At 44.3% G+C, this 19,562-nt stretch carries 21 protein-coding genes and 1 tRNA gene; 7 read left to right on the top strand and 15 right to left on the bottom strand.

Annotated elements, in window-relative coordinates:
* From H6G03_RS32710 to H6G03_RS32700, 3 genes are read right to left on the bottom strand one after another with little or no spacing between them, the layout of a single operon-like run.
* Positions 1-582, bottom strand: coding sequence for a hypothetical protein (locus tag H6G03_RS32710; protein WP_199315597.1), 582 nt, complete (start codon positions 580-582; stop codon positions 1-3).
* A gap of 17 nt (positions 583-599) precedes the next feature.
* Positions 600-1,679 (bottom strand): zinc-dependent alcohol dehydrogenase, encoded by a 1,080-nt coding sequence (locus tag H6G03_RS32705; RefSeq protein ID WP_190474265.1) that lies wholly within the window; start codon positions 1,677-1,679, stop codon positions 600-602.
* 6 nt (positions 1,680-1,685) lie between these two features.
* Positions 1,686-1,868, bottom strand: coding sequence for a hypothetical protein (locus tag H6G03_RS32700; RefSeq protein WP_190474264.1), 183 nt, complete (start codon positions 1,866-1,868; stop codon positions 1,686-1,688).
* A 111-nt stretch (positions 1,869-1,979) separates the two neighbouring features.
* On the opposite strand from H6G03_RS32700, the gene H6G03_RS32695 reads away from it, so the two are divergent.
* The 3 genes from H6G03_RS32695 to H6G03_RS32685 all read left to right on the top strand — a co-directional run bounded on the left by H6G03_RS32695 (position 1,980) and on the right by H6G03_RS32685 (position 7,481).
* Positions 1,980-2,159: a hypothetical protein gene (locus tag H6G03_RS32695; RefSeq protein WP_190474262.1), complete on the top strand. Its 180-nt coding sequence runs from the start codon at positions 1,980-1,982 to the stop codon at positions 2,157-2,159.
* 896 nt (positions 2,160-3,055) lie between these two features.
* Positions 3,056-5,791: a hybrid sensor histidine kinase/response regulator gene (locus H6G03_RS32690; protein ID WP_190474260.1), complete on the top strand. Its 2,736-nt coding sequence runs from the start codon at positions 3,056-3,058 to the stop codon at positions 5,789-5,791.
* Entirely contained in the window at positions 5,781-7,481 is a 1,701-nt protein-coding gene (locus tag H6G03_RS32685; RefSeq protein WP_190474258.1) for a response regulator, read from the top strand. Before H6G03_RS32690 ends, H6G03_RS32685 begins: the two co-directional genes overlap by 11 nt.
* Positions 7,482-7,729: 248 nt before the next feature.
* On the opposite strand, the gene H6G03_RS32680 is transcribed toward H6G03_RS32685, so the two are convergent.
* The 11 genes from H6G03_RS32680 to H6G03_RS32630 form a co-directional block, all read right to left on the bottom strand.
* Positions 7,730-8,953, bottom strand: a complete 1,224-nt coding sequence (locus H6G03_RS32680; RefSeq protein ID WP_190474256.1) for an MFS transporter — start codon at positions 8,951-8,953, stop codon at positions 7,730-7,732.
* 341 nt (positions 8,954-9,294) lie between these two features.
* Positions 9,295-10,467 carry a molybdopterin-synthase adenylyltransferase MoeB gene (gene moeB, locus H6G03_RS32675; protein WP_190474254.1) on the bottom strand — a complete coding sequence of 391 codons (1,173 nt, stop codon included), beginning with the start codon at positions 10,465-10,467 and terminating at the stop codon, positions 9,295-9,297.
* 95 nt (positions 10,468-10,562) lie between these two features.
* Entirely contained in the window at positions 10,563-11,021 is a 459-nt protein-coding gene (locus H6G03_RS32670) for a Mov34/MPN/PAD-1 family protein (protein ID WP_190474252.1), read from the bottom strand.
* Between the two features lie 29 nt (positions 11,022-11,050).
* Complete coding sequence (locus tag H6G03_RS32665; protein WP_190474250.1) at positions 11,051-11,410, bottom strand: four helix bundle protein; 360 nt, start codon at positions 11,408-11,410, stop codon at positions 11,051-11,053.
* A 257-nt stretch (positions 11,411-11,667) separates the two neighbouring features.
* The gene (locus H6G03_RS32660; protein WP_190474248.1) at positions 11,668-12,396 is read right to left on the bottom strand and encodes an ABC transporter ATP-binding protein; all 729 of its coding nucleotides are present in this window, start codon (positions 12,394-12,396) and stop codon (positions 11,668-11,670) included.
* A 280-nt stretch (positions 12,397-12,676) separates the two neighbouring features.
* Positions 12,677-12,904 carry an indolepyruvate ferredoxin oxidoreductase subunit alpha gene (locus tag H6G03_RS32655; RefSeq protein WP_190474246.1) on the bottom strand — a complete coding sequence of 76 codons (228 nt, stop codon included), beginning with the start codon at positions 12,902-12,904 and terminating at the stop codon, positions 12,677-12,679.
* An 81-nt stretch (positions 12,905-12,985) separates the two neighbouring features.
* Complete coding sequence (locus tag H6G03_RS32650; RefSeq protein ID WP_190474244.1) at positions 12,986-14,311, bottom strand: ATP phosphoribosyltransferase regulatory subunit; 1,326 nt, start codon at positions 14,309-14,311, stop codon at positions 12,986-12,988.
* A gap of 2 nt (positions 14,312-14,313) precedes the next feature.
* Positions 14,314-15,294: a J domain-containing protein gene (locus H6G03_RS32645; protein WP_190474242.1), complete on the bottom strand. Its 981-nt coding sequence runs from the start codon at positions 15,292-15,294 to the stop codon at positions 14,314-14,316.
* Between the two features lie 62 nt (positions 15,295-15,356).
* Positions 15,357-16,196 (bottom strand): inositol monophosphatase family protein, encoded by an 840-nt coding sequence (locus H6G03_RS32640; RefSeq protein WP_190474240.1) that lies wholly within the window; start codon positions 16,194-16,196, stop codon positions 15,357-15,359.
* 160 nt (positions 16,197-16,356) lie between these two features.
* Entirely contained in the window at positions 16,357-16,893 is a 537-nt protein-coding gene (locus H6G03_RS32635; RefSeq protein WP_190474239.1) for a thermonuclease family protein, read from the bottom strand.
* Complete coding sequence (locus H6G03_RS32630) at positions 16,883-17,251, bottom strand: 2Fe-2S iron-sulfur cluster-binding protein (protein WP_190474269.1); 369 nt, start codon at positions 17,249-17,251, stop codon at positions 16,883-16,885. Before H6G03_RS32630 ends, H6G03_RS32635 begins: the two co-directional genes overlap by 11 nt.
* 79 nt (positions 17,252-17,330) lie before the next feature.
* On the opposite strand from H6G03_RS32630, the gene H6G03_RS32625 reads away from it, so the two are divergent.
* From H6G03_RS32625 to H6G03_RS39375, 3 genes are all read left to right on the top strand, one after another.
* Positions 17,331-17,417, top strand: a tRNA-Ser gene (locus H6G03_RS32625).
* A 550-nt stretch (positions 17,418-17,967) separates the two neighbouring features.
* Positions 17,968-18,123 (top strand): hypothetical protein, encoded by a 156-nt coding sequence (locus tag H6G03_RS39380; RefSeq protein ID WP_322112016.1) that lies wholly within the window; start codon positions 17,968-17,970, stop codon positions 18,121-18,123.
* 24 nt (positions 18,124-18,147) lie between these two features.
* Positions 18,148-18,333 carry a hypothetical protein gene (locus tag H6G03_RS39375; protein ID WP_322112015.1) on the top strand — a complete coding sequence of 62 codons (186 nt, stop codon included), beginning with the start codon at positions 18,148-18,150 and terminating at the stop codon, positions 18,331-18,333.
* Positions 18,334-18,439: 106 nt separating this feature from the next.
* On the opposite strand, the gene H6G03_RS32615 is transcribed toward H6G03_RS39375, so the two are convergent.
* Positions 18,440-18,871, bottom strand: a complete 432-nt coding sequence (locus H6G03_RS32615) for a hypothetical protein (RefSeq protein ID WP_190474237.1) — start codon at positions 18,869-18,871, stop codon at positions 18,440-18,442.
* A 267-nt stretch (positions 18,872-19,138) separates the two neighbouring features.
* Between H6G03_RS32615 and H6G03_RS32605 the strand changes: the two genes are divergently transcribed.
* Positions 19,139-19,453 (top strand): hypothetical protein, encoded by a 315-nt coding sequence (locus H6G03_RS32605; protein WP_190474233.1) that lies wholly within the window; start codon positions 19,139-19,141, stop codon positions 19,451-19,453.
* Positions 19,454-19,562: the final 109 nt, after the last annotated feature.

Raw genomic sequence — 19,562 nt, 5'->3', positions numbered from 1 at the left:
TCATCGATTGCGAAGTTCGGATTCCAACTTGTCTAAATCGCTTTTGAGCAAAATGGCAATTTTGCCGGTGATGGGAAAACCCTGTCGCGGTTTGGCAATTTCTATCCAGTAAGCATATCTGTCGCCTAAACGCAGTTCTCCTTGCAATGCTTCCTCTAATGGGGCGGCTGTATTGCGTGCTTCTCTCACCGTCGCTTCATTAGGGTAAGCATAGACTACTCGCGCTCTTTGATAATCTTGATAAATACCCAATCCGTAAATTGTTCGCAAAGATTCGACGAGACGATCGAACGTGACGCCATTGATTAGATCGAATAAATCGATTTGTTCGGTGCGAATCACTCCTGGGTCTCCCCCAGTAGTGGCGATACCCGGTGCGAGGACGGAAGCTTGAAATATAAATCTGACTGCGGCGGTATCGCTTTTGCGTACTAGCAAGGTTTCGCCGCTACTCGGTCGCAGGGTGGGGTGCGCCTTAATCCAGGCGGCAACTTGGTCGGTTGTTTGACCGGGTAAGGCGTTGACTCTGGAAGTAAAAAGGCAAAAGGTAAAAGGCAAAAGAAAGATTAATTTCAATTTCATCTTTAGCGCCTCATCCTTCATGATTTTGTCGGTTCGATCGCTACTTTAATCGCTTTGCGATCGCGCATATCGCGAAACACTTGTTCTAAATCTTGCAGGGGTCGATGTTCGCTAATCAGTAATTCAAACGGTATGATGCGACGCGAGAGCAGGGAAAGTGCCTCTCGCACATAGGTTGGCGTGTTGTGAAATACACCTTTTAAAGTCAGTTCGCTGTAGTGGAGTTGTTCTGTATTTACTGTAATGGTTGTATCTCGCGGACAACCTCCAAATAAGTTAACCGTTGCACCCGGACGGGCAGTTGCGATCGCACTTTCCCACACGGCTGGCACACCCGTTGCTTCGATCACCACATCCGCACCCCATCCGTCTGTCAGTTCTTTTACCACTGCTGGGATGTCGCTAATTTGGTGATAATTGAAAGTTTGGGATGCACCCAATTTTTTGCCAATCTCTAACCTTTGGTTGTTCCCACCAAATAAAAATACGTCAACTGGATTTTGGATTGCGGATTGGTGAGCAGAATTTTCTCTGCCCCATGCCCCATGCGCCAAAACCGCTACGAACATCAACCCGATCGCACCATCTCCCAATACCACGACGCGATCTCCCGCTTTCACGTTGGAACGGGCTACCCCATGCAGCACGCACGCCAGCGGTTCTGTCATCGATGCCAGGGCGTCGGGCAAGTCATCCGGGATGGACAGGAGGTTGTGCTGTACGATCGCCGCCGGAATTTTCAAGTATTCCGCAAATGTGCCGTTATTCCAAGTTAAGTTAGGGCAGAGGGAATATTCTTGACGTTGACAAAAGAAGCAATTCATGCAAGGGGCAGAATTATTTGCCACCACTCGATCGCCCACCTGCCAACCCGAAACATTCTCCCCAACAGCCACAATCCGCCCAGATGCCTCATGACCGAACAAAGTCGGGGGTCGCAGCATTCTGGCGTGACCGCCGCGACGCCACACTTTCAGGTCAGTGCCGCAAGTGGTTGCCGCCGCAACTTGAATCACAACTTCACCTGCACCGGGAATCGGATCGGGCACAGATTCCAAGCGTAAATTTTCTTGACCGTAAAGTACAGCTGCTAACAAAACCGATCAACTTACCGCCGACAGCGGACGCGACTGCTGTTTTAGAGTATCACAATGCAGCGTCCTGATGGAAAGCAGGGATGGCACTTCCTGGTGACAGGAGGTACAAAACCAGTAGATCCCTTGAGAGCGAATGTGGCGGAGTAGGGTGCTTCCACAACAAGGACAAGTATTGCTGCGCGTATTCATCTTAATCTTGCCTCTTCATTAAAATCCGTTAATTAAATGGTTGGGGTTTTTACAAAAAAACCAACGCTAATCCAAAAGTGCTGAAAATAAAGTGTATAATTTCAAACTTAGATGCCTGTTCGTCAACTCAACCGAGTGGCAGCATTTCATCATGTTGTACTCCTTTACCTGAAAACCCTGGCGGGAGTAGCTAAGCCGACTCTAGTTGAGCCAGGTTTGGGCGATCGTCAGAAGCAAATAAAATCGCAAAGCTTAAAATTGAGCGATTTGTCTTGCTTTTTGAGGTTTTGAACGGTAAAATTAAAATCGTTCAAAGGTTAAGGTTCAAACTCAATACAGGGCTGCCAGTATATTGTTTGCCCTGCATTTGACCAGAACTCCCTTCTCCCCGTTGTACCTAAAGCGGAAGTGTTGGATCGAGTCCAGCCTTGGTTTGAATTAACCGTAAGTTTCCAGCTATTGGCAAGTTCAGTTAATTGTTTCAGCATATCCTCCTCCTGAGTTGAGCTGTCCGATCGCTTCCTGACAAGCTCGACATACTTAACTATAAAAGTCCCTCTTCCGTAGCCTCATCTATCCAGAGGCTCATACACAGATTGGTGATCTTCTATGCAAAATAAGTTTATGAACTTTTGTTTTAGCTTGATCCCCATGCCTATCTCAGTATAATTGCGTAGAGATGCGAAGTGGACTCGGCTAGTTCCTAGAGGTAAACACTTAGGAATTTCTAACAGTTTTAAAGGATATAAGTAAAAATGCGGATCTCAAATGTATTTGAGCAGAGCGATCTCGCTTGAGCTATTAGTTGTCAATTAATGATGCCATTGGTAGATGTGGTGGGGCACACTATAAACAGCAGGCAATCCGCTATTACTTGCTAACTACTTTGAAATCTAGGCAAGGGTCGCGTTGCTGGCGATCCCTACTGCTTTGAGAAAGAGTTTTTTTGGGCATTGGCATTGGGCATGGGGAATGGAAATGCTTAGGCAGCAAGGATTAGGATAAGCAATTAGCTTTACTTATCACACTATGTACAGAAGCGCCCTCTTGAGGCCGGTACTAATCTCGTTATACAACTTGTATAGGAAATTTTCAAAACAGAAACTCTTTAATCCAATCCCTGAGAAAACTGGTGCGTCAATTTCAATTTGAGCAGATTACCGATTTAGTTGAATTCTTAATAACCCATGATTAGCGATCGTTCCCACCAATCTAAAAAATCTCGAAAAATCTCCCTGAGATTATTTTTAATTGTACCCTTTGTCCTGCAAATCGTCGGTGCAGTGGGGCTGGTAGGCTATCTTTCCTACCGAAGTGGGCAGCAGGCTGTTGAAAAACTGGCTGATGAATTGATGACGCAAACGAGCAATCGCATTGAACAACATTTAAATAGTTATATGGGTAAAGCCCAGGAAATCAACGGCACAAATGTGAATGCCTTTAAGTCAGGAATCTTAAACTTGAATGATTCTAAACGTCTGGGAAAATACTTCTATCTTCAGATGAGAGCGTTAAATTTTGCTTATGTTAACTACGGCAGTATTAAGGGAGAATTTATCGGTGCTGGCTATGGGCAGAATAATCAGTTGGAAATTGGAGAAATTCCTATATCCGATCTCAATAAAATCAGCTTTTACTCAGTAGATGATCGGGGTAATCGACTGAAGGTAAAATATACAATTAAAAACCCCCAAACAAATAATGCGGCTTGGTACTTAGATGCGATCAAAGCTGGTAAGCCGATTTGGAGTTCTATTTACAGTTGGGGAGATTTACAGAATTACATCAGCACTTCCGCCAGCACTCCTGTGTATGACGCGCAGAAAAAGTTGCTAGGTGTACTTGGTATTGATGTTGAACTCAATCAAATCAGCCGATTTCTGAAAACATTGGATAGTCGAAGATCGGGTCATATCTTCATCATTGAACGTTCGGGGCTGATCGTTGCTAGTTCTGCAAATGAATCTCCAGCCCCTATTATCAATCGCAAAGCTACAAGACTGAAAGCTGTGAATAGCCGCGAACCTGCGATCCGTGACGTGACACAGGATTTAATCCGGCGTTTTGGTAGTTTGCAGGCGATCGCAAAACCGCAATTACTCCGCCCACCTCTCGATGGAAACCCTTTTGTCAGGGTTATCCCCTACCGCGATAAATACGGTTTGGATTGGTTGGTGGTGATGGTCATCCCAGAATCTGAATTTATGGCAGAAATTCAGGCTAATAGGAATACGACGATTTTACTTTGTTTCTTAACTTTAGCGATCGCCACAGGATTAGGAATTATTACCTCAAATTTGATTGTTACACCAATTCAGCGATTGAGTCAAGCCAGTAGAGCGATCGCTAGTGGTGAACTGAGTCAGGTAGTAGAGATCGAGGGAGTTTCCGAACTAGAAACCCTAGCAGATTCCTTTAATGACATGGCAAGTCAGTTACAAACCTCTTTTGAAACCTTAGAAAATCGGGTACATAAACGCACGGCAGAATTAGAGATTGCCAAAGAAAAAGCAGAAATAGCCAACCAAGCCAAAAGTACCTTTATTGCCAACATGAGCCATGAATTGCGATCGCCTCTGAATGCTGTTCTAGGTTTTTCCCAGTTAATGTTGCGAGCAAAAAATCTCCCAGCCGAACATTATGAAAATGCCGGCATAATTTATCGTAGTGGCGATTACTTGCTGACAATTATTAATAATATTCTCGATTTATCCAAAATCGAAGCAGGCAAAATCACTCTCAATCCTAAAGATTTTGACTTACATAGCCTACTCGATGATTTAGAAGATATGCTGCATCTGCGGGCAACTAATGCTGGCTTAAATTTAGTCTTTCATAGGACAGAAAATGTCCCTCGCTATATCTGTACCGATGAAGTAAAACTGCGTCAGGTTTTAATTAATTTAATCAGCAATGCGATCAAATTTACCTCGGCAGGTCAAATTACTCTCTATATTTTTCAAGGAGACCGAGAAACAACCGATGTTTTCAATCTCCATTTTCGGGTGCGCGACACTGGCATAGGTATTGCACCTGCCGAAATACCAAAACTCTTTGATGCCTTTACCCAAGCGCAAGCTGGCAAAGAAATGCAGGAAGGAACGGGATTAGGTTTAGCTATCAGTCGCAAATTTGTGCAACTGATGGGAGGGGATATTTCGGTAGAAAGTGAATTAGGAAAAGGTACAACTTTCCAATTCTATATTCAGGTAAAATTGGGGCAAGCAACAGTCAGCAAGAGTATAGAAGAACGTCCGAGAGTGCTAGGACTTGCACCCGGTCAACCTACCTACAAAATCCTCGCAGTAGATGATAAACCGATTAATAGACAATTACTAATTAAGTTGCTCGATCCTTTGGGATTTGAGGTGAAAGAAGCAAGTAACGGGAAAGAAGCGATCGCTATTTGGAATGAATGGGAGCCTCACCTCATCTGGATGGATATGAGAATGCCCGTAATGGACGGTTATGAAGCGACAAAATATATTAAATCTACCATCAAAGGTAATGCTACAGCGATAATTGCCCTCACAGCCAGCGTGTTAGAAGAAGAAAAAGCGATCGTACTTTCGGCGGGGTGTGATGACTTCCTCCGCAAACCTTTCGTTGAACACACCATTTTCGACACGTTATCCAAGCATTTAGGAGTGCAATATATCTATGCAGAAACACAACCGCTTAAATTAGAAGATTTATCGGAAAATACCTTAACATCCCAACATCTAACCTGTATGCCTAAAGAATGGATTAATAAATTATATGATGCTGCTCTTGAAGCTAATACAAACCTTTCTTTACAATTAATAGCAGAAATCACCCCGACAGAAACTCGTTTGAGCCAATTTCTCACCCAACTCGTGCGTAAATTTCAATTCGAGCAATTGATTGATTTAATTGAACCCCTAATAAGCAATGAATCTTAATTTAGAAAGTGAAAATAAAGGTAATATTCTAATTGTAGACGACATTCTGGAAAACTTGCAATTACTAAGCGAGGCACTACTCAAACTTGGCTACACTGTTCGCAGCGTCACCAGTGGAAGGATGGCACTAAAAACTGTAAGAGTGAAGATACCGGATGCGATACTTTTAGATATCAAAATGCCAGAAATGGATGGTTATGAAGTTTGTAAAGCTCTCAAAGCCGATGATAAGTTACGCCATATACCAGTTATTTTTATTAGTGCTTTATATGATGTTTTCGATAAAGTAACTGCCTTTGATTCAGGAGGTGTAGATTATATAACTAAACCCTTTCAAATTGAAGAAGTAGTAGCAAGGCTGGAAAATCAATTAATCATTAAACGTCAGCAACGAATTCTAGAAAAAGAAATTACTATCCGCAGAGAAACAGAAAAGGTACTCGATCGATCGAGGGCTTTACTTGCTGGCATTTTGAATAGTTCGCTGGATGGGATTGCGGCAATGCAAGCTGTTCGCGACCCAGAGACGGGGAACATTGAGGATTTTCGCTGCTTAGTCGTAAACCCCGTGATTGCGAGAGCTTTTAACTGTAACTGTGAAGATGCGATCGGTAAGTTGACACTAAAACAAATCCTCAGCCAGGTTCAGCCAGAACTATTTTCTCACTTCGTTAATATTGTCGAAACAGGTGAACCTTCCGAAGGAGATTTTTATTATGAATCAGGACAGTCTTCCTGGTTTCATTTTATAGCGGTAAAGCTGGATGATGGTTTTGCTATTACCATCCGCGATATCACCGCCCGGAAACAAGCCGAATTTGAATTACAACAACAAGCTCAAAATTTAGAACTTACTTTGAGCGAACTAAAACGTACCCAAGCCCAACTCATCCAGAGTGAAAAAATGTCTTCTCTGGGGAATTTAGTTGCAGGTGTGGCACATGAAATTAACAATCCCGTTAATTTTATTCACGGTAATCTCAGTCCTGCTACTGAATATTTCCAAGATTTACTGCATTTAGTAAAACTCTATCAGCAACACTTTCCCGATCCCCCAACAGAAATAAAAGCACAAATCGAGGCTATTAACCTAGATTTCCTGCAAGAAGACGTACTCAAACTGCTGAATTCGATGCGGATAGGGACCGATCGCATTCAGGAAATAGTTATGTCTCTGCGGAATTTCTCCCGTCACGATGAGGCGGAATTCAAACGAGTGGATATTCATCAAGGTATCGACAATACCCTGATGCTTCTTCAAAATCGTTTAAAAGCGACATTAGAACATCCAGAAATTGTCACGCTCAAAGATTACGGTCAACTACCGCTAATTGAGTGTTATTCCGGGCAACTCAATCAGGTATTTATGAATCTTCTAAATAATGCTATTGATTCCGTGTCTACCCAATTTATTGGCAATACACCACAAATTAAAATTCATACTCAAGTTCTGAACAGCGAGCGAATATTAATCAAAATATCAGATAATGGCTGGGGAATTCCTGAAGACTTACAATCAAAATTATTTGACCCTTTCTTTACTACCAAACAGGTAGGACAAGGTACGGGACTGGGATTGTTTATCTGTCACCAGATTGTGGTCGATAAACACGGTGGTAATTTATATTGTCACTCAAAATTAGGAAAAGGAGCAGAATTTACCGTTGAAATTCCTATTAACAAAACGTGAGTTCGACCGACTATAAAAGAAATAAGAAAATTTCAAAGCCCAGCAAATCCAAAATCCAAAATCCAAAATCCTTGCATCGCGTGACTTCTGCCAATCGGAAAGAGCGACACTGGCAGAAGCAACCGCACAACTTAAAATTCCTGGGGGAAAGAAGTAACAAAACTGTTTCTTCTCTCCCCTACTATTAACATTCCCACTTTGTCTGCAAAAACTAACATTTATAAAAACTTAATATTCAGTTTGGCAAGTTAGGCTTCTACGGCTTCGGGTACCGATCGCAGCTTACCGCTAGCGGCAATGCAAATGGCTGCCACGAGGAATGCGATCGCACCCCAAATCCCACTCGCTACGGCTGTCATACTTGCCAGTTGCGGGAATAATATCCCAAACAAACTCGATCCGAGTCCGATTCCGCCAAAATAGAATCCCACTCCCAATCCCGATCGCTCTGTTGGTACAAGCGACAAAGCAAAAGGTACAACTCCATTGACAATTAAAGCAAAAAATGCTAAAGCTCCCAGTATTGTTACCGCCACAATAAACCAATTGGGAATCAAAACCATCAGCAGCAACAACGGTATCGTAGCGCCAATGCCAATTAACATAGCGCGTTGGTTGCCCAGTTTCACCGCCAACGCGCCAGCGGGAAGAGCAGCAAAAGCGAGAAAAAGAGAGATAGCAAACATCAGCCAAGGAATATCAGCATTTTGCCATTGATTTTTCAGCATTTTGGGCATAGCGTCCATCAAGAAACGCGAACCCCAAGCCACACCCGCACCAGTTCCCAAAATTAATAGCAGTGGGGATAAGAGGGAGAGACTGGGAGAGGGGACGACAGGGAGAGTGTTGTCCTGTTGTGGTATTTCTGGTGGATCGAAACGACGCAATATTGCAGCTGCACCCAGCAGAACAAAAGTGCCGATCGCAAAACTAAAAATTGGCCCCATACCCAGAACAAATTGATTGGCAATTGGTTTGAATGCGCCAATGATTCCCGCAGCTAAAGTTAACAAACTAGCTGCCAAAGGTAACTCAGCCGGTCTGGCGTATTTTCCCAGCAACGATATCGCCGGAGAACGAAACACCGCCATCGCCAAAGCCCAGCCTACCATCAGCAGCAACAATACCCAGCGTATCCCATCGAATAAATTGCGGAAAACGACAACTGCCGGGATAGCGATAAACAACGCCGATGATAGGATAACGCCAACCGATATCAACGGAAAGCGACTGCCTAACGAGTGTTTGATGCGATCGGATATTCCTCCCATCAGAGGTTCCATTGCGATCGCCAACGCATTTTCAATAATTAGCAACCCAGCCGCTAACTCTTTCGCAAAGCCAAATTGCACCAACAACTGCGGCAAATACAGATTATAAATTAGCCAGGTAAGGGTAATTGCTCCCTGTACCCCTGCCAAACCCCAGACTTGCAACCACAACACATTTGGCTGATTTCTAGAGGCATCCATCTTATTATCCCATTTTTGGGTTAGTTATCATTCAAGTATGCAAACTTATACAAAAATATCAATGAATCGCCTATTTTTCTTAAGCTTTATCGTCAGTTTAGCAGTGACGAACCCCAATCTCATATCCAGTAGCATCAATCGCACAAAAAAATCGCCTTCTTATCTGCGTTTATCTGCGTTTATCTGCCTACATCTGCGGTAAAAATTTAACCCTTGATTCCCACAGATAATATTTCGTATCAATCATTTACCACCTATGCAACCGAACAAAAGAAACCCGGTTTCTATAATCCGCGAAGAAACCGGGTTTCTAGCGTAATCCTGCCTAAGTCCCGCTACTCTTAGTATTCCGGAACAGAAGAATCGACTTCCCGACTCCAAGCAGTGATGCCGCCTTTCACATTTGTACCCACAATTCCGGCTTCCTTCAGAATACCCAACGCTTTGGCAGAACGACCGCCCATTTTACAATGTGCGATCAAGCGATGACCGTTGAGCAATTCTTTCACTTTTTCCACACCTTCTCCCCGTTCGATGTCCGGTAAAGGCACTAAAACAGAACCGGGAATCCTGGCAATTTCGTACTCATTGGGATTGCGAACATCAAGCAGCACAAAATCATTTGCACCGCTATCGATGAGCTGCTTCAATTCTTTTACGGTCATTTCTTGAATTTCCATCTGCCGTTTTGCCTCCTCTGCCTTTGCTTGGGGAATACCGCAGAATTGTTCGTAGTCTATCAACTTTTCAATTACCGGGCGCACTGGATTCGGTCGCAACTTCAACTCGCGAAACTTCATTTCCAGCGCGTTGAACAGCAACAACCTACCGCTGAGGGTTGTACCTTTTCCTATGATAATTTTGACGGTTTCCGTTGCTTGGATAACACCGATAATTCCCGGCAAAATACCCAAAACGCCACCTTCAGCGCAAGAAGGAACCATCCCTGGCGGTGGGGGTTCTGGGTACAAGTCGCGGTAATTTGGCCCACCTTCGTAATTAAAGACGGTAGCTTGTCCTTCAAATCGGAAAATGGAACCGTAAACGTTCGGTTTGTCCAGCAACACGCAAGCATCGTTGACCAGATATCGCGTGGGGAAGTTATCTGTGCCATCCACCACGATATCGTAAGGTTTCATGATGTCGATCGCATTTTCCGAACTGATCCGCGTTTCGTATAAGTCAACTTGACAAGCGGGATTAATTTCCAAAATCCGATTTTTGGCAGATTGAATTTTGGGTTTACCCACCCAAGACGTACCGTGGATAACTTGGCGTTGCAAGTTGGAATTATCGACGACATCGAAATCGACTATACCGAGGCGTCCAATTCCAGCAGCTGCGAGGTACAGCAGCAACGGAGAACCCAGTCCACCCGTACCGATGCAGAGGACGCTGGCGGCTTTGAGGCGTTTTTGCCCTTCCAGTCCTACTTCTGGCAAAATTAGGTGGCGGGAATATCTTTCGTATTCGTCTTTAGAAAGCTGGATTTCATCCAGGTTGGGATTGAGCATGGCAATCTGATAGGGAAGAGCGGATCTTATATGGTATCCTTAAACAGTATCCTTTGTGTCTTTCCCGTCTTCGCGGTTTTTTACAATTTGTTTAATTATCTCTGGGCGATAATTTCCTCTGGCTGAAACTGGCGGTTATCGTCCAGACACCAGCTTAGCAGTTCTCCAGCTTTGCCTTGCGGTACTGAGACAATGAGATAAGAATACACCGACCATGCGATCGCCCGATCCATTTCCGAAGGTATTGCCGGATGATCTGGGTGCGAGTGATATATGCCAATAATATTAAGAGAGCGATCGCGTGCTTCTCGTTGTGCTTTTAGCATATCCTGGGGAGCGATCGCATAGTTTCGCTTCTTACTCCCATCTCCTACACGCATCGGAAATTGCGCCGCTTCTTCATTCCAGGCATTTTCGGTAGGTCTGACTTCTACTACTGTTTTGCGATCGTCCCTCAAATGTCCCAATATTATACCGCAACACTCTTCTGGATACGTGCTTTCGGCGTGAGTGCGAATGGCTTGCAGATGGTGAGGTTCGAGTTCGATTGTCACAAATTACAGCAATTGGGTGAGTGAGGTTATTAGGAGTTGGTTTTCATCCTTTCGATTAAAGATTCCAGCTTTTCTTTTACTTCCACTACACTGCTGACCAGACGATCGTAATCTGCGATATTTAGGAAATCTAATTCATAGCTTAGTAGCAGATAGTATTCTAACTCAATAGCTGCATCTATCGCTAATTCAAACAACTTGATTTGTTCTTCTCTTTCATATTTAACACATCCCTGCGCGATTTTGATGGGCACAGCAGCGCTTGCCAAACGAATCTGTTGCGTTATACCCTGCAATTCCCGTTCCGGAAACTTATCGGTAATCTCGTAAACTGCCACAGTCAGACTATGCGCTTTTTCCCATTCCGGTAGTTCTTTAAAATCTGTCATATCGCCAACAAAATAACGCTTCCTTACATTATAATTCACCAACAACCGAATCCTAACTTACGATTTTTTCTCCTTTCCTTTGCGCTTTAAAAAAAATTACAAAATATAGCTTGACTTTTGAGCTACTGAGCGATATTATTTTAATCATATTATCTTCTTTAAAATGGGAATATTTGCTTAAAAAATAAAATTGTACAGATTTCCATTATAAAATAATACCATAAAATCAAATCGTGGCAAAGCAATTGTTAATTAACTTAATGAGTAGAGGTGGCTCCCAAATAGAGTTCACCCACCTTGGGGTCATTCAGTAATTCTATACCAGGGCCGGTAAAGCGATCGCGCCCTGCCTCCAAAACATAACCGCGATGGGACATTTCCAGAGCTTTGCGAGCATTCTGCTCCACCAACACAATAGCAGTGCCGTCCTGATTAATCTGCTTAATTTGTTCAAAAACGTTATTGACCAGAATAGGAGACAAAGCAGCAGAAGGTTCATCCAACAGTAACAGACTGGGTTCCAACATCAAAGCCTTTCCCATCGCCAGCATCTGGCGTTCTCCCCCAGAGAGAGTACCAGCGCGTTGACGACGGCGTTTTGCTAAAACGGGAAAAGTCGCAAAAATCCTCTCCTTGAGAGGTTGCAAACGCACGTTGCGGATAAAAGCACCCATTTCCAGATTCTCTTCCACGGTCAGAGAAGGAAAAACATTGGCAATTTGGGGCACGTAGCACATTCCCCGCTGCACGATGCGATCGGATTTTAACCCACCAATACTTTCGCCCTTAAAAGTAATTTTGCCTCGGTGAGGATTCAGCAGACCAAAAATAGTTTTAGCCAGCGTTGATTTTCCCGCCCCGTTGGGGCCAATTACCGCCACCAATTCAGCGGGATAAATTTTGAAATTGACGCCTTGCAGGATATCCAAATCTTTAACATATCCTGCGTAAACATCTTCAACTAATAATATGGGGTCATTGGTCATTGGGAAGAAGGGGCTAGGGGTTAGGGGTTAGGGGTTAGGGGCTAGGGACTAGGGATTAGGGAGGAGTAAATTTTGACTTTTGACTTTTGACTTTTGACTTTTGACTTTGACTTTTGACTTTTGACTTTTGACTTTGACTTTTGACTTTTGACTTTTGACTTTTGACTTTTGACTTTTGACTTTTGACTTTTGACTTTTGACTTTTGACTTTTGACTTTTGACTTTCGACTTTTGACTTTCGACGTTTGACGTTTGACGTTTGACGTTTGACTTTTGACTTTTAAGAAGGCGTTTTTTGCAAATCCGGACGCTCTTCAGCGACTATCGCATCTTCTACAGGACATACCTGTAGACAAATACCGCAGTCAATGCAGGTGGCAAAATCAATCCAGTACCAATCAGTACCTTTGACATTTTTGCCTGGGCCTTCGTGAATGCAAGCAACGGGACAAGCGGAAACGCAGTCGGCGACGCCTTCGCAAATATCAGTAACGATCGTGTGAGGCACAGTGTTCTCTCTCTCAAAATTCGGCAGACGAGCCCGAACAGAACTCGCCTTCTAACCTACATTACGAATTGTAATGCTTTTTTATAGGGTTTCAATTGTTGGGGAGCCTTCCCCTTGTACCCAAGCAATTTGACGGATACGGCGAAGACTGGCGTATTCCCGAATCGCATCGGGATCGCGTCCTCCCAAATCTATTTCCACGCGCACTAAATTGACCGAATCTCTGAGAGTTTGGGCGTAAGCAAACGCAGCTGGGTAAGCTTGGGGAGTTTCGGGAACAACTAACCAGTCGCTGGCGGGCGTTTGGTGAGGCAGCTGAGCGGTAGGTAGCAAGGCTTGGTGCAGATCTTCGATATTGAGACAGAATCCAATACCGGGAACATTGTCTCCTTGAGGGTGATAGAGACTGAGCAATCGATCGTAGCGACCTCCCTGTCCCAGAACGCGCTTGTCAGTTTCCGTTTCGCCGACTGCTTCAAATACTATGCCGGTGTAGTAATCGAAGGTTTGAATTAAGCTGAGGTCGAGAATTAATTTTGAGGCGAGCGACGATCCATCGGCTAGCTTTGGAAAACCTTGTTCGAGTAATTCTATCAGAGATTTAAGATTGTTGAGAGCTTCTTGTTGAGGCGGCGCTAGTTCTAGATTGGCAACTTTTTGTAGCACATCATTTGGGCGTCCGCGCAAATCCAACAATATCAGAGCGCGTTGGCGCAGTTCGTCGGAAAGCGGTAGCGTTTCTAAGGTAACGCGATCCAGATGAGCGATCGCAAACCGCACCTTATCTTGCAAAGCACTGGGAAAAGCAGAGAGCAAACTTCGCGTCAGTTCTGCTTCTCCCAAAATCAAATACCAGTTATGCAAACCCAGAGTCTGCAAACATTCTGTCAGCAAGAGCAAGATTTCTGCATCCGCAAGCAACCCGCCGCCACCGATCAATTCTACCCCAGCTTGATAAAATTCCTGCTGATTGTTGTGGCTGCTATCGTGCGATCGTCGAAACACATTGGCATTGTAGTAGAGGCGTTGGGGATAGGTGACGCCAGCCATGCGAGTAACAGCAGTCCGTGCGATACTAGCCGTTAGTTCTGGACGCAACCCCAGTCCTTCTTCTTCAATGTTTTGCAGTTGCAGCACCGTCGATCTGTCGATCGCTCCCCCAGCCATCAGTGTATCCAAACGCTCGATCGTGGAGGTAATAATCCGGTGATAACCCGCTCGATGATATACCTGCTGCAAACGTTCTTCAATCCAACGTTTTTGCGCCACATCCAGGGGCAATAAATCTCTCGCCCCTGGGGCATAAAAATTCAGTCCTTTATCATCTGAGCGAACAAAAGTTCCGCCTTTGCTATCCCCCCTTTTTGGGGGGAAGGAGGGGGGTGAGGGGGGTGATTGATGCAGCATTATTACTTTTTCTTTTCGTTTTTGTCAGTTTTCTTGCCAAATAAACCAAATAAACCGCCACTGGATTTTTCCGCCTCCTTCTTCTTCGCAGAGGCGGTAGCGGCAGCAGATTTTTCTGCCAGTTTTTCCATCAGTTTTTTGACTTCCAAAGCAGTTGGTTCTTGAGGATTAAACTTCAAAGCTTGATTCATATGAACCTTAGCCATAGTCATCTGGTCTTGCTTCCAATAAGCCATTGCCAGTATGGCATGACAGCGACTGTTATTTGGCTCCATTTTAAGCGCGTCCTTCATTTCCAAAACCGCTCTAGCAGGGTAATTCTTTTCGATATATTCTAGTGCGCGACGGCAGTATGTCTCGGTAGGAGATGTTTCCTGCTTATCTACTTTTTTCTCAGCCACCGAGGCCGTTCCTTGTGCCGGTGGTTTGGTCGTTCCTCCACTTGCTGCTGTTGCGGTTTGCGGCTTCGGCACTGCCTGTGCGACTTTGTTAACAGGTTGACCTTGACTGGCTTTTCGCAACAAATAAATCAAATTTATTTCGCTAATTTCAGCAGTTTGTTCTAGAACTTTATCGAGGGATTCATATTGCTTTTCGCTCAAGTTTTGCAGTACAGTTTTGTACTCTTGCTCAAAGTTACCTGACTTACTTAACTTCTTAGCTATTTCGCTACGAACTTCGATTTGATTTTGTTCTTGAACAAGGCGTTTTCCCATGCGACTTAAAAGTGCATTATGTTCGGCTCGACTTTGCTCGCTAAACAGTTGTTCGTAGGCTGGATTCACCATTTTGGCAAAGAACTGACTTGCCTGATGTTTTACTGCTTCGCTTTCCGCAATGCAGCTATCAGGATGCAAGCGACGGGAAATTTTGAGATACCGTTTGCGAACGTCGTTGGCCGTTGCATCCAAAGGTACCCCTAAAACTGCGTGGTGATCTGTGAAATCAAACTTGAATAGTCCCCGTTCAATATTAAGAGCCATAGTGTAGTTTCCGACTTATGAAGCGATTAAATCTAGTGTACTTCGCCACCTCTATTAATGCGCTAGCGTGAATGTACGGCATTATTCCAGGCAGATAAAGGACGTACCTGCATAAGTTCGGTACTAAGGTTGTGATGAATATAACCGTTAGTAGCCAAAATCCGGCCTGAATCAATTTGCAACGAACTGCCATCGTAGGCGGTAACATTGCCACCGGCTTCCTGGACGATTACCACTCCTGCGGCCATATCCCAAGGAGAAAGTCCTCTTTCCCAGTATCCATCAAGGCGTCCGCAAGCTACATGAGCTAGATCCAGGGATGCCGAGCCGCTGCGCCGAACGCCTTGGGTAAGATGAGTAAGGTGGCAAAACTCGGCGTAGTTGTTGTCAGCCGTCTCGCGACGATCGTAAGCAAATCCCGTCACTAACAGACTCTTGCTCAACTCCGATGTTTGCGAAACTCGGATGGGCCTCCGGTTGCGCGTTGCACCCAAACCTTTAGCTGCGCGAAACAGTTCGTTGTGAAAGGGATCGTAAATAACGCCCACCTGGGGAACTCCGTCAATCAACAATGCAATTGAGGTGGCGAAAAATGGGTACTGGTGAGCGAAGTTGGTAGTACCGTCTAGCGGATCGATCGCCCAGAGGTATTCACTTTTGTTTTTTCCCAGTCGCCCGGATTCTTCTGCCAAAATTGAGTGGTTGGGAAAATGACGATCTAAAATTTCTAGGATTGTAGCTTCAGCGGCTTTATCTGCTGCCGTTAACAAATCCCCCGGACGCCCTTTTTCTTCCACCGTTTCTAGTGTGCCCAAATAAGATTGTAAAACTGCACCGGCAGCCAAAGCTGCTTCAGTGGCAATCTCCAGGAACGTTTGCAGTTTTTCGGGGGTATGATTCATCTTTAATTTATGCGAATGGGAAATTGAAAATGGGGACTTGGGAATGGAGAATTGGGCATTGCTAAAATGTTAAAGGTCAAAGGGGATCGGGTATGAGAAATTTTTCACATTTTTCTATTTTCCGATGTCCCATGCCCCATGCACCATTCTCCATTTTCCATCATCTATATTGATTGCGAAACTCAGCCGGGGTTAGGCGCATCGGTTTTTCTGGGTTCCAAATACCCAAACCCATGACTCTGGCAAATTCTTGGGCGCTCTCTAGACGTTCATCATACTTGTTGTTGAGCGATCGCGACACAAAAAGTCCATATCCCTCTGCCAGTAACCGTTCGTTTAACAGCACTCCATCTTGCCACAAATAGGCCAGTTCGCGATCGTACTGGTCTTTAGTTTCGATGTCAGATTCCAACACAACCGGTTTAGAGCCGATCAATTCTTCCAAGCGTTCTTTCGCCGCCGTACCCCAAGGACGTTGCCGCAAGTCCGGCGCTTCAATACCAATCAGGCGGATTTGCTGAATCAAAGGCGGTTGCTTTTCCGAATCGATCGTTTCCAATGTTTGTCCGCTCACCACTCGCACAACCTTAACTACCTCTCCTTGGGGTGTCGTTGCGGACTGGCAACTTGTCAGGAGAAATAATAAGCAAAAGAAAAAAGCGAAAATCCTGCTTTTTTGGCTTCTATCAGTCTTCATCGAGAGGCAGTCCCGCCTTTACTTTCCCTTTTCCAAAATAGCGACCGAATTGCAGTTCGTAAACTTCATCTTCATCCTGAGTCTCTACCTCTAAGTCGGATCGAGGATAGCTGACACACAACAGGGCATACCCCCGCTGGCGGAGTTCCTGGGACAGTCCCATCGCCTCTGGCTGATAAATCTCCCCGGAAAGCACCCGCACCGCGCAGGTGGTACAGGCACCGTTGCGGCAAGAGAAAGGCAGATCGACGCCTTGATTCTCGCCACTGTGTAAGATGTACCGATCTTCCGGTACTTCTATGGTATAATGCGTTCCTTTCTGGCGATAGTGGATGCGAATTTTGTGCGATCGAGACATTTGCAATTTTCGAGCAACATACTCTATAATAAGAGTCCGTGCGAGAAATCCTGCAAAAGACATTTCAAAGCACATCCCTGGAGAGGTGGCCGAGTGGTTGAAGGCGCAGCACTGGAAATGCTGTTTGGGGGCAACCTCAACGAGGGTTCGAATCCCTCCCTCTCCGTTCCTGTAACTCCTTGGCATACATAACTTTAAGCGAGGGAAACTCTCAGAACTTCAAGTTTAACTGGAAGTTCTGTATGTCACGCTTGCACAAACTCGTACAGGAGTTACGCAAAGCCTCTTAGGTAGGGTGTGTTAACGCCAGTGTAACGCACCATCTCAGTATATTTAGCGTCACTGCGTAAGTCCTATGGTATAAAACTGGCGTAATTAAGGACATAGCAGTTATTACATCACTTTTAATAATGACACGAACAAAAGACAGAAGCTGCAAGACATTTGTGGCAGTTATTGTTAGTAGATATTTAATTTACCTAGATGTAAAAATAGGCGATCGCTTTGATTTTAGAAACCCGGTTTTTTAAAAAAACCGGGTTTCTGTCTGGGTGCGGAATACGAGGAATCGCTCCTGGTTTCAGCAGATGCTAACGGATGCGATCGTATTCTTGTCGAATTGATTTACAATAAAAAAAACAACAAGTTTTAAACGGTTTCGATCGTACTAGGCGTGTGATGATGAGAATTAACGAGACTGGAGCCTGCGGTAGAATATGATTTCAGGCGAATTCAATAGGAAAGGAGAGTTAATCTTTGAAATTGGTTTGATTGCTGCTGATGGTGATGTTATTACAGTCAAGGCACTTCTAGATACAGGTTTTACAGGCTGGCTAGCAATTGATAACCAAGATGCAGAGAGTTTGGGGTGAATTTTTGCCCACCAGCAAGAAGAAATGGAGACTGCCCGTGGCGATGCGTGGTTCAATCTATATGCGGGAACTGTGATTTTCGATGGAGAAGAGTTAATAATTCCAGTTTTAGGTGGAGAGCAACTTCCAAACATTCTGTTAGGTGTACATTGGCTGGAAAAAAAGCGACTTATGGCTGATTTTCCGGCAGGGCTGCTGACATTGGGGTAGGTGCGATCGCGCTGAATTCAGAAACCCGGTTTCTCTAAGAAACCGGGTTTATTTTGCTCCTATATTGCACTAGGGTCTTAAGGGAGATCGCTTGCAGAATGGCAGATTAAAACTCCCATTGATGGTCTGGATCGTCAAGGGCGGCTCTGACTGATGACAAATCAGCGAGGTCTTTGAATGGGCTAGACTTCGCTATTTCTGTGATTGAATTCAGGGCTAAAGTTAACTGGTTGTTATTACCGTCTGCTATTGCTCGATCCACTTTTTCAAACAGAAAACGGAAGTTTTCGGCACGTTCATCAAACGAGCGATTGAGATACTTTATTAGAGCTTCACGTTGAGCGTTAATTTGAGCGATTATTGCTTTTTCCCGGGCTTCAATTCCACGCCGCTTAGTTTGCTCTTGCTCTGCAACTATTTTGTACTCGGTGTAGGCTAGAACAATATCGCGCAAGCATTCAGCCGGATTGGTGAATACAGCAGCACCTTTTACAACGCCATGTGCAACCACTTCTACAGGAACTTTTTTGGCTGTCATATTTATTTACTTGGTAAAATACGATATTTCTCTAACAGAGTTACAGTGCCAAAGTTCAGTTTACCTTGACTGTTTAACACAGGGGTTTTCAAAATTTCTACAAGTCCCTTCATCAGAAGTCCTACCTCTTGAAACTTTTCGGCATCCCTTTTTGAATCAAAAGGTTGAGATTCAAGCTGTCTAAGACCTAAAACAGCACGAGTATTAACAGATTCAAAGACACCCTTCAACTCGGTAATCCGTCGTTTTACTTGTTGCGAATAATCTTTGGCAAGGTTAATTTCTGCGATCGCTTTGTTGACTTTGGCTTCATATTCCCGTGCCTTTGTAGGTAAAAGTGATGAAAAGATAGAGAACTGGAGAAATATTTACGAATGGCTTGAGGAAGCAGGATATAAAACTCCGTTGTCTGATGAAGGTGAATCCGGCGATTATTTAGCAGGAAAATTCTTAGTAAAAAAAGCTAATATAACTGTTGATAAAAATCAAATAATAGTCGATCTCCATGTCCGAATAGTAGCTGCATCACCTTTAGAAAGCCCAGCAACAATAGAAAACATAGATACTAACGGTAAGGTTTGATATAAGTAGTCGGACAAAAGTAATCGACACTGTATGAACTTTTGTTAAGGCACTTGCAGGAGTGCCTTCGCACAGCGTGCCGTAGGCATATCGTGCATCGGCACAATTA

The sequence above is a fragment of the Aerosakkonema funiforme FACHB-1375 genome (assembly GCF_014696265.1).
Lineage (GTDB): Bacteria > Cyanobacteriota > Cyanobacteriia > Cyanobacteriales > Aerosakkonemataceae > Aerosakkonema > Aerosakkonema funiforme_A.
Note: the sequence above shows the minus strand (reverse complement) of the source record. Positions and strands in the feature narration are given on the sequence as shown.

Excerpts from the sequence above, each read along its gene's own strand:
- H6G03_RS32645 (WP_190474242.1), bottom strand. The coding sequence starts at position 15,294 with ATGGCTCTTAATATTGAACGGGGACTATTCAAGTTTGATTTCACAGAT.
- H6G03_RS32695 (WP_190474262.1), top strand. The coding sequence starts at position 1,980 with ATGCCTGTTCGTCAACTCAACCGAGTGGCAGCATTTCATCATGTTGTA.
- H6G03_RS32660 (WP_190474248.1), bottom strand. The coding sequence starts at position 12,396 with ATGACCAATGACCCCATATTATTAGTTGAAGATGTTTACGCAGGATAT.
- H6G03_RS32635 (WP_190474239.1), bottom strand. The coding sequence starts at position 16,893 with ATGAAGACTGATAGAAGCCAAAAAAGCAGGATTTTCGCTTTTTTCTTT.
- H6G03_RS32640 (WP_190474240.1), bottom strand. The coding sequence starts at position 16,196 with ATGAATCATACCCCCGAAAAACTGCAAACGTTCCTGGAGATTGCCACT.
- H6G03_RS39380 (WP_322112016.1), top strand. The coding sequence starts at position 17,968 with ATGATTTCAGGCGAATTCAATAGGAAAGGAGAGTTAATCTTTGAAATT.
- H6G03_RS32615 (WP_190474237.1), bottom strand. The coding sequence starts at position 18,871 with ATGACAGCCAAAAAAGTTCCTGTAGAAGTGGTTGCACATGGCGTTGTA.
- H6G03_RS32665 (WP_190474250.1), bottom strand. The coding sequence starts at position 11,410 with ATGACAGATTTTAAAGAACTACCGGAATGGGAAAAAGCGCATAGTCTG.
- H6G03_RS32685 (WP_190474258.1), top strand. The coding sequence starts at position 5,781 with ATGAATCTTAATTTAGAAAGTGAAAATAAAGGTAATATTCTAATTGTA.
- moeB (WP_190474254.1), bottom strand. The coding sequence starts at position 10,467 with ATGCTCAATCCCAACCTGGATGAAATCCAGCTTTCTAAAGACGAATAC.
- H6G03_RS32650 (WP_190474244.1), bottom strand. The coding sequence starts at position 14,311 with ATGCTGCATCAATCACCCCCCTCACCCCCCTCCTTCCCCCCAAAAAGG.
- H6G03_RS32700 (WP_190474264.1), bottom strand. The coding sequence starts at position 1,868 with ATGAATACGCGCAGCAATACTTGTCCTTGTTGTGGAAGCACCCTACTC.
- H6G03_RS32630 (WP_190474269.1), bottom strand. The coding sequence starts at position 17,251 with ATGTCTCGATCGCACAAAATTCGCATCCACTATCGCCAGAAAGGAACG.
- H6G03_RS32710 (WP_199315597.1), bottom strand. The coding sequence starts at position 582 with ATGAAATTGAAATTAATCTTTCTTTTGCCTTTTACCTTTTGCCTTTTT.
- H6G03_RS32680 (WP_190474256.1), bottom strand. The coding sequence starts at position 8,953 with ATGGATGCCTCTAGAAATCAGCCAAATGTGTTGTGGTTGCAAGTCTGG.
- H6G03_RS39375 (WP_322112015.1), top strand. The coding sequence starts at position 18,148 with ATGGAGACTGCCCGTGGCGATGCGTGGTTCAATCTATATGCGGGAACT.
- H6G03_RS32690 (WP_190474260.1), top strand. The coding sequence starts at position 3,056 with ATGATTAGCGATCGTTCCCACCAATCTAAAAAATCTCGAAAAATCTCC.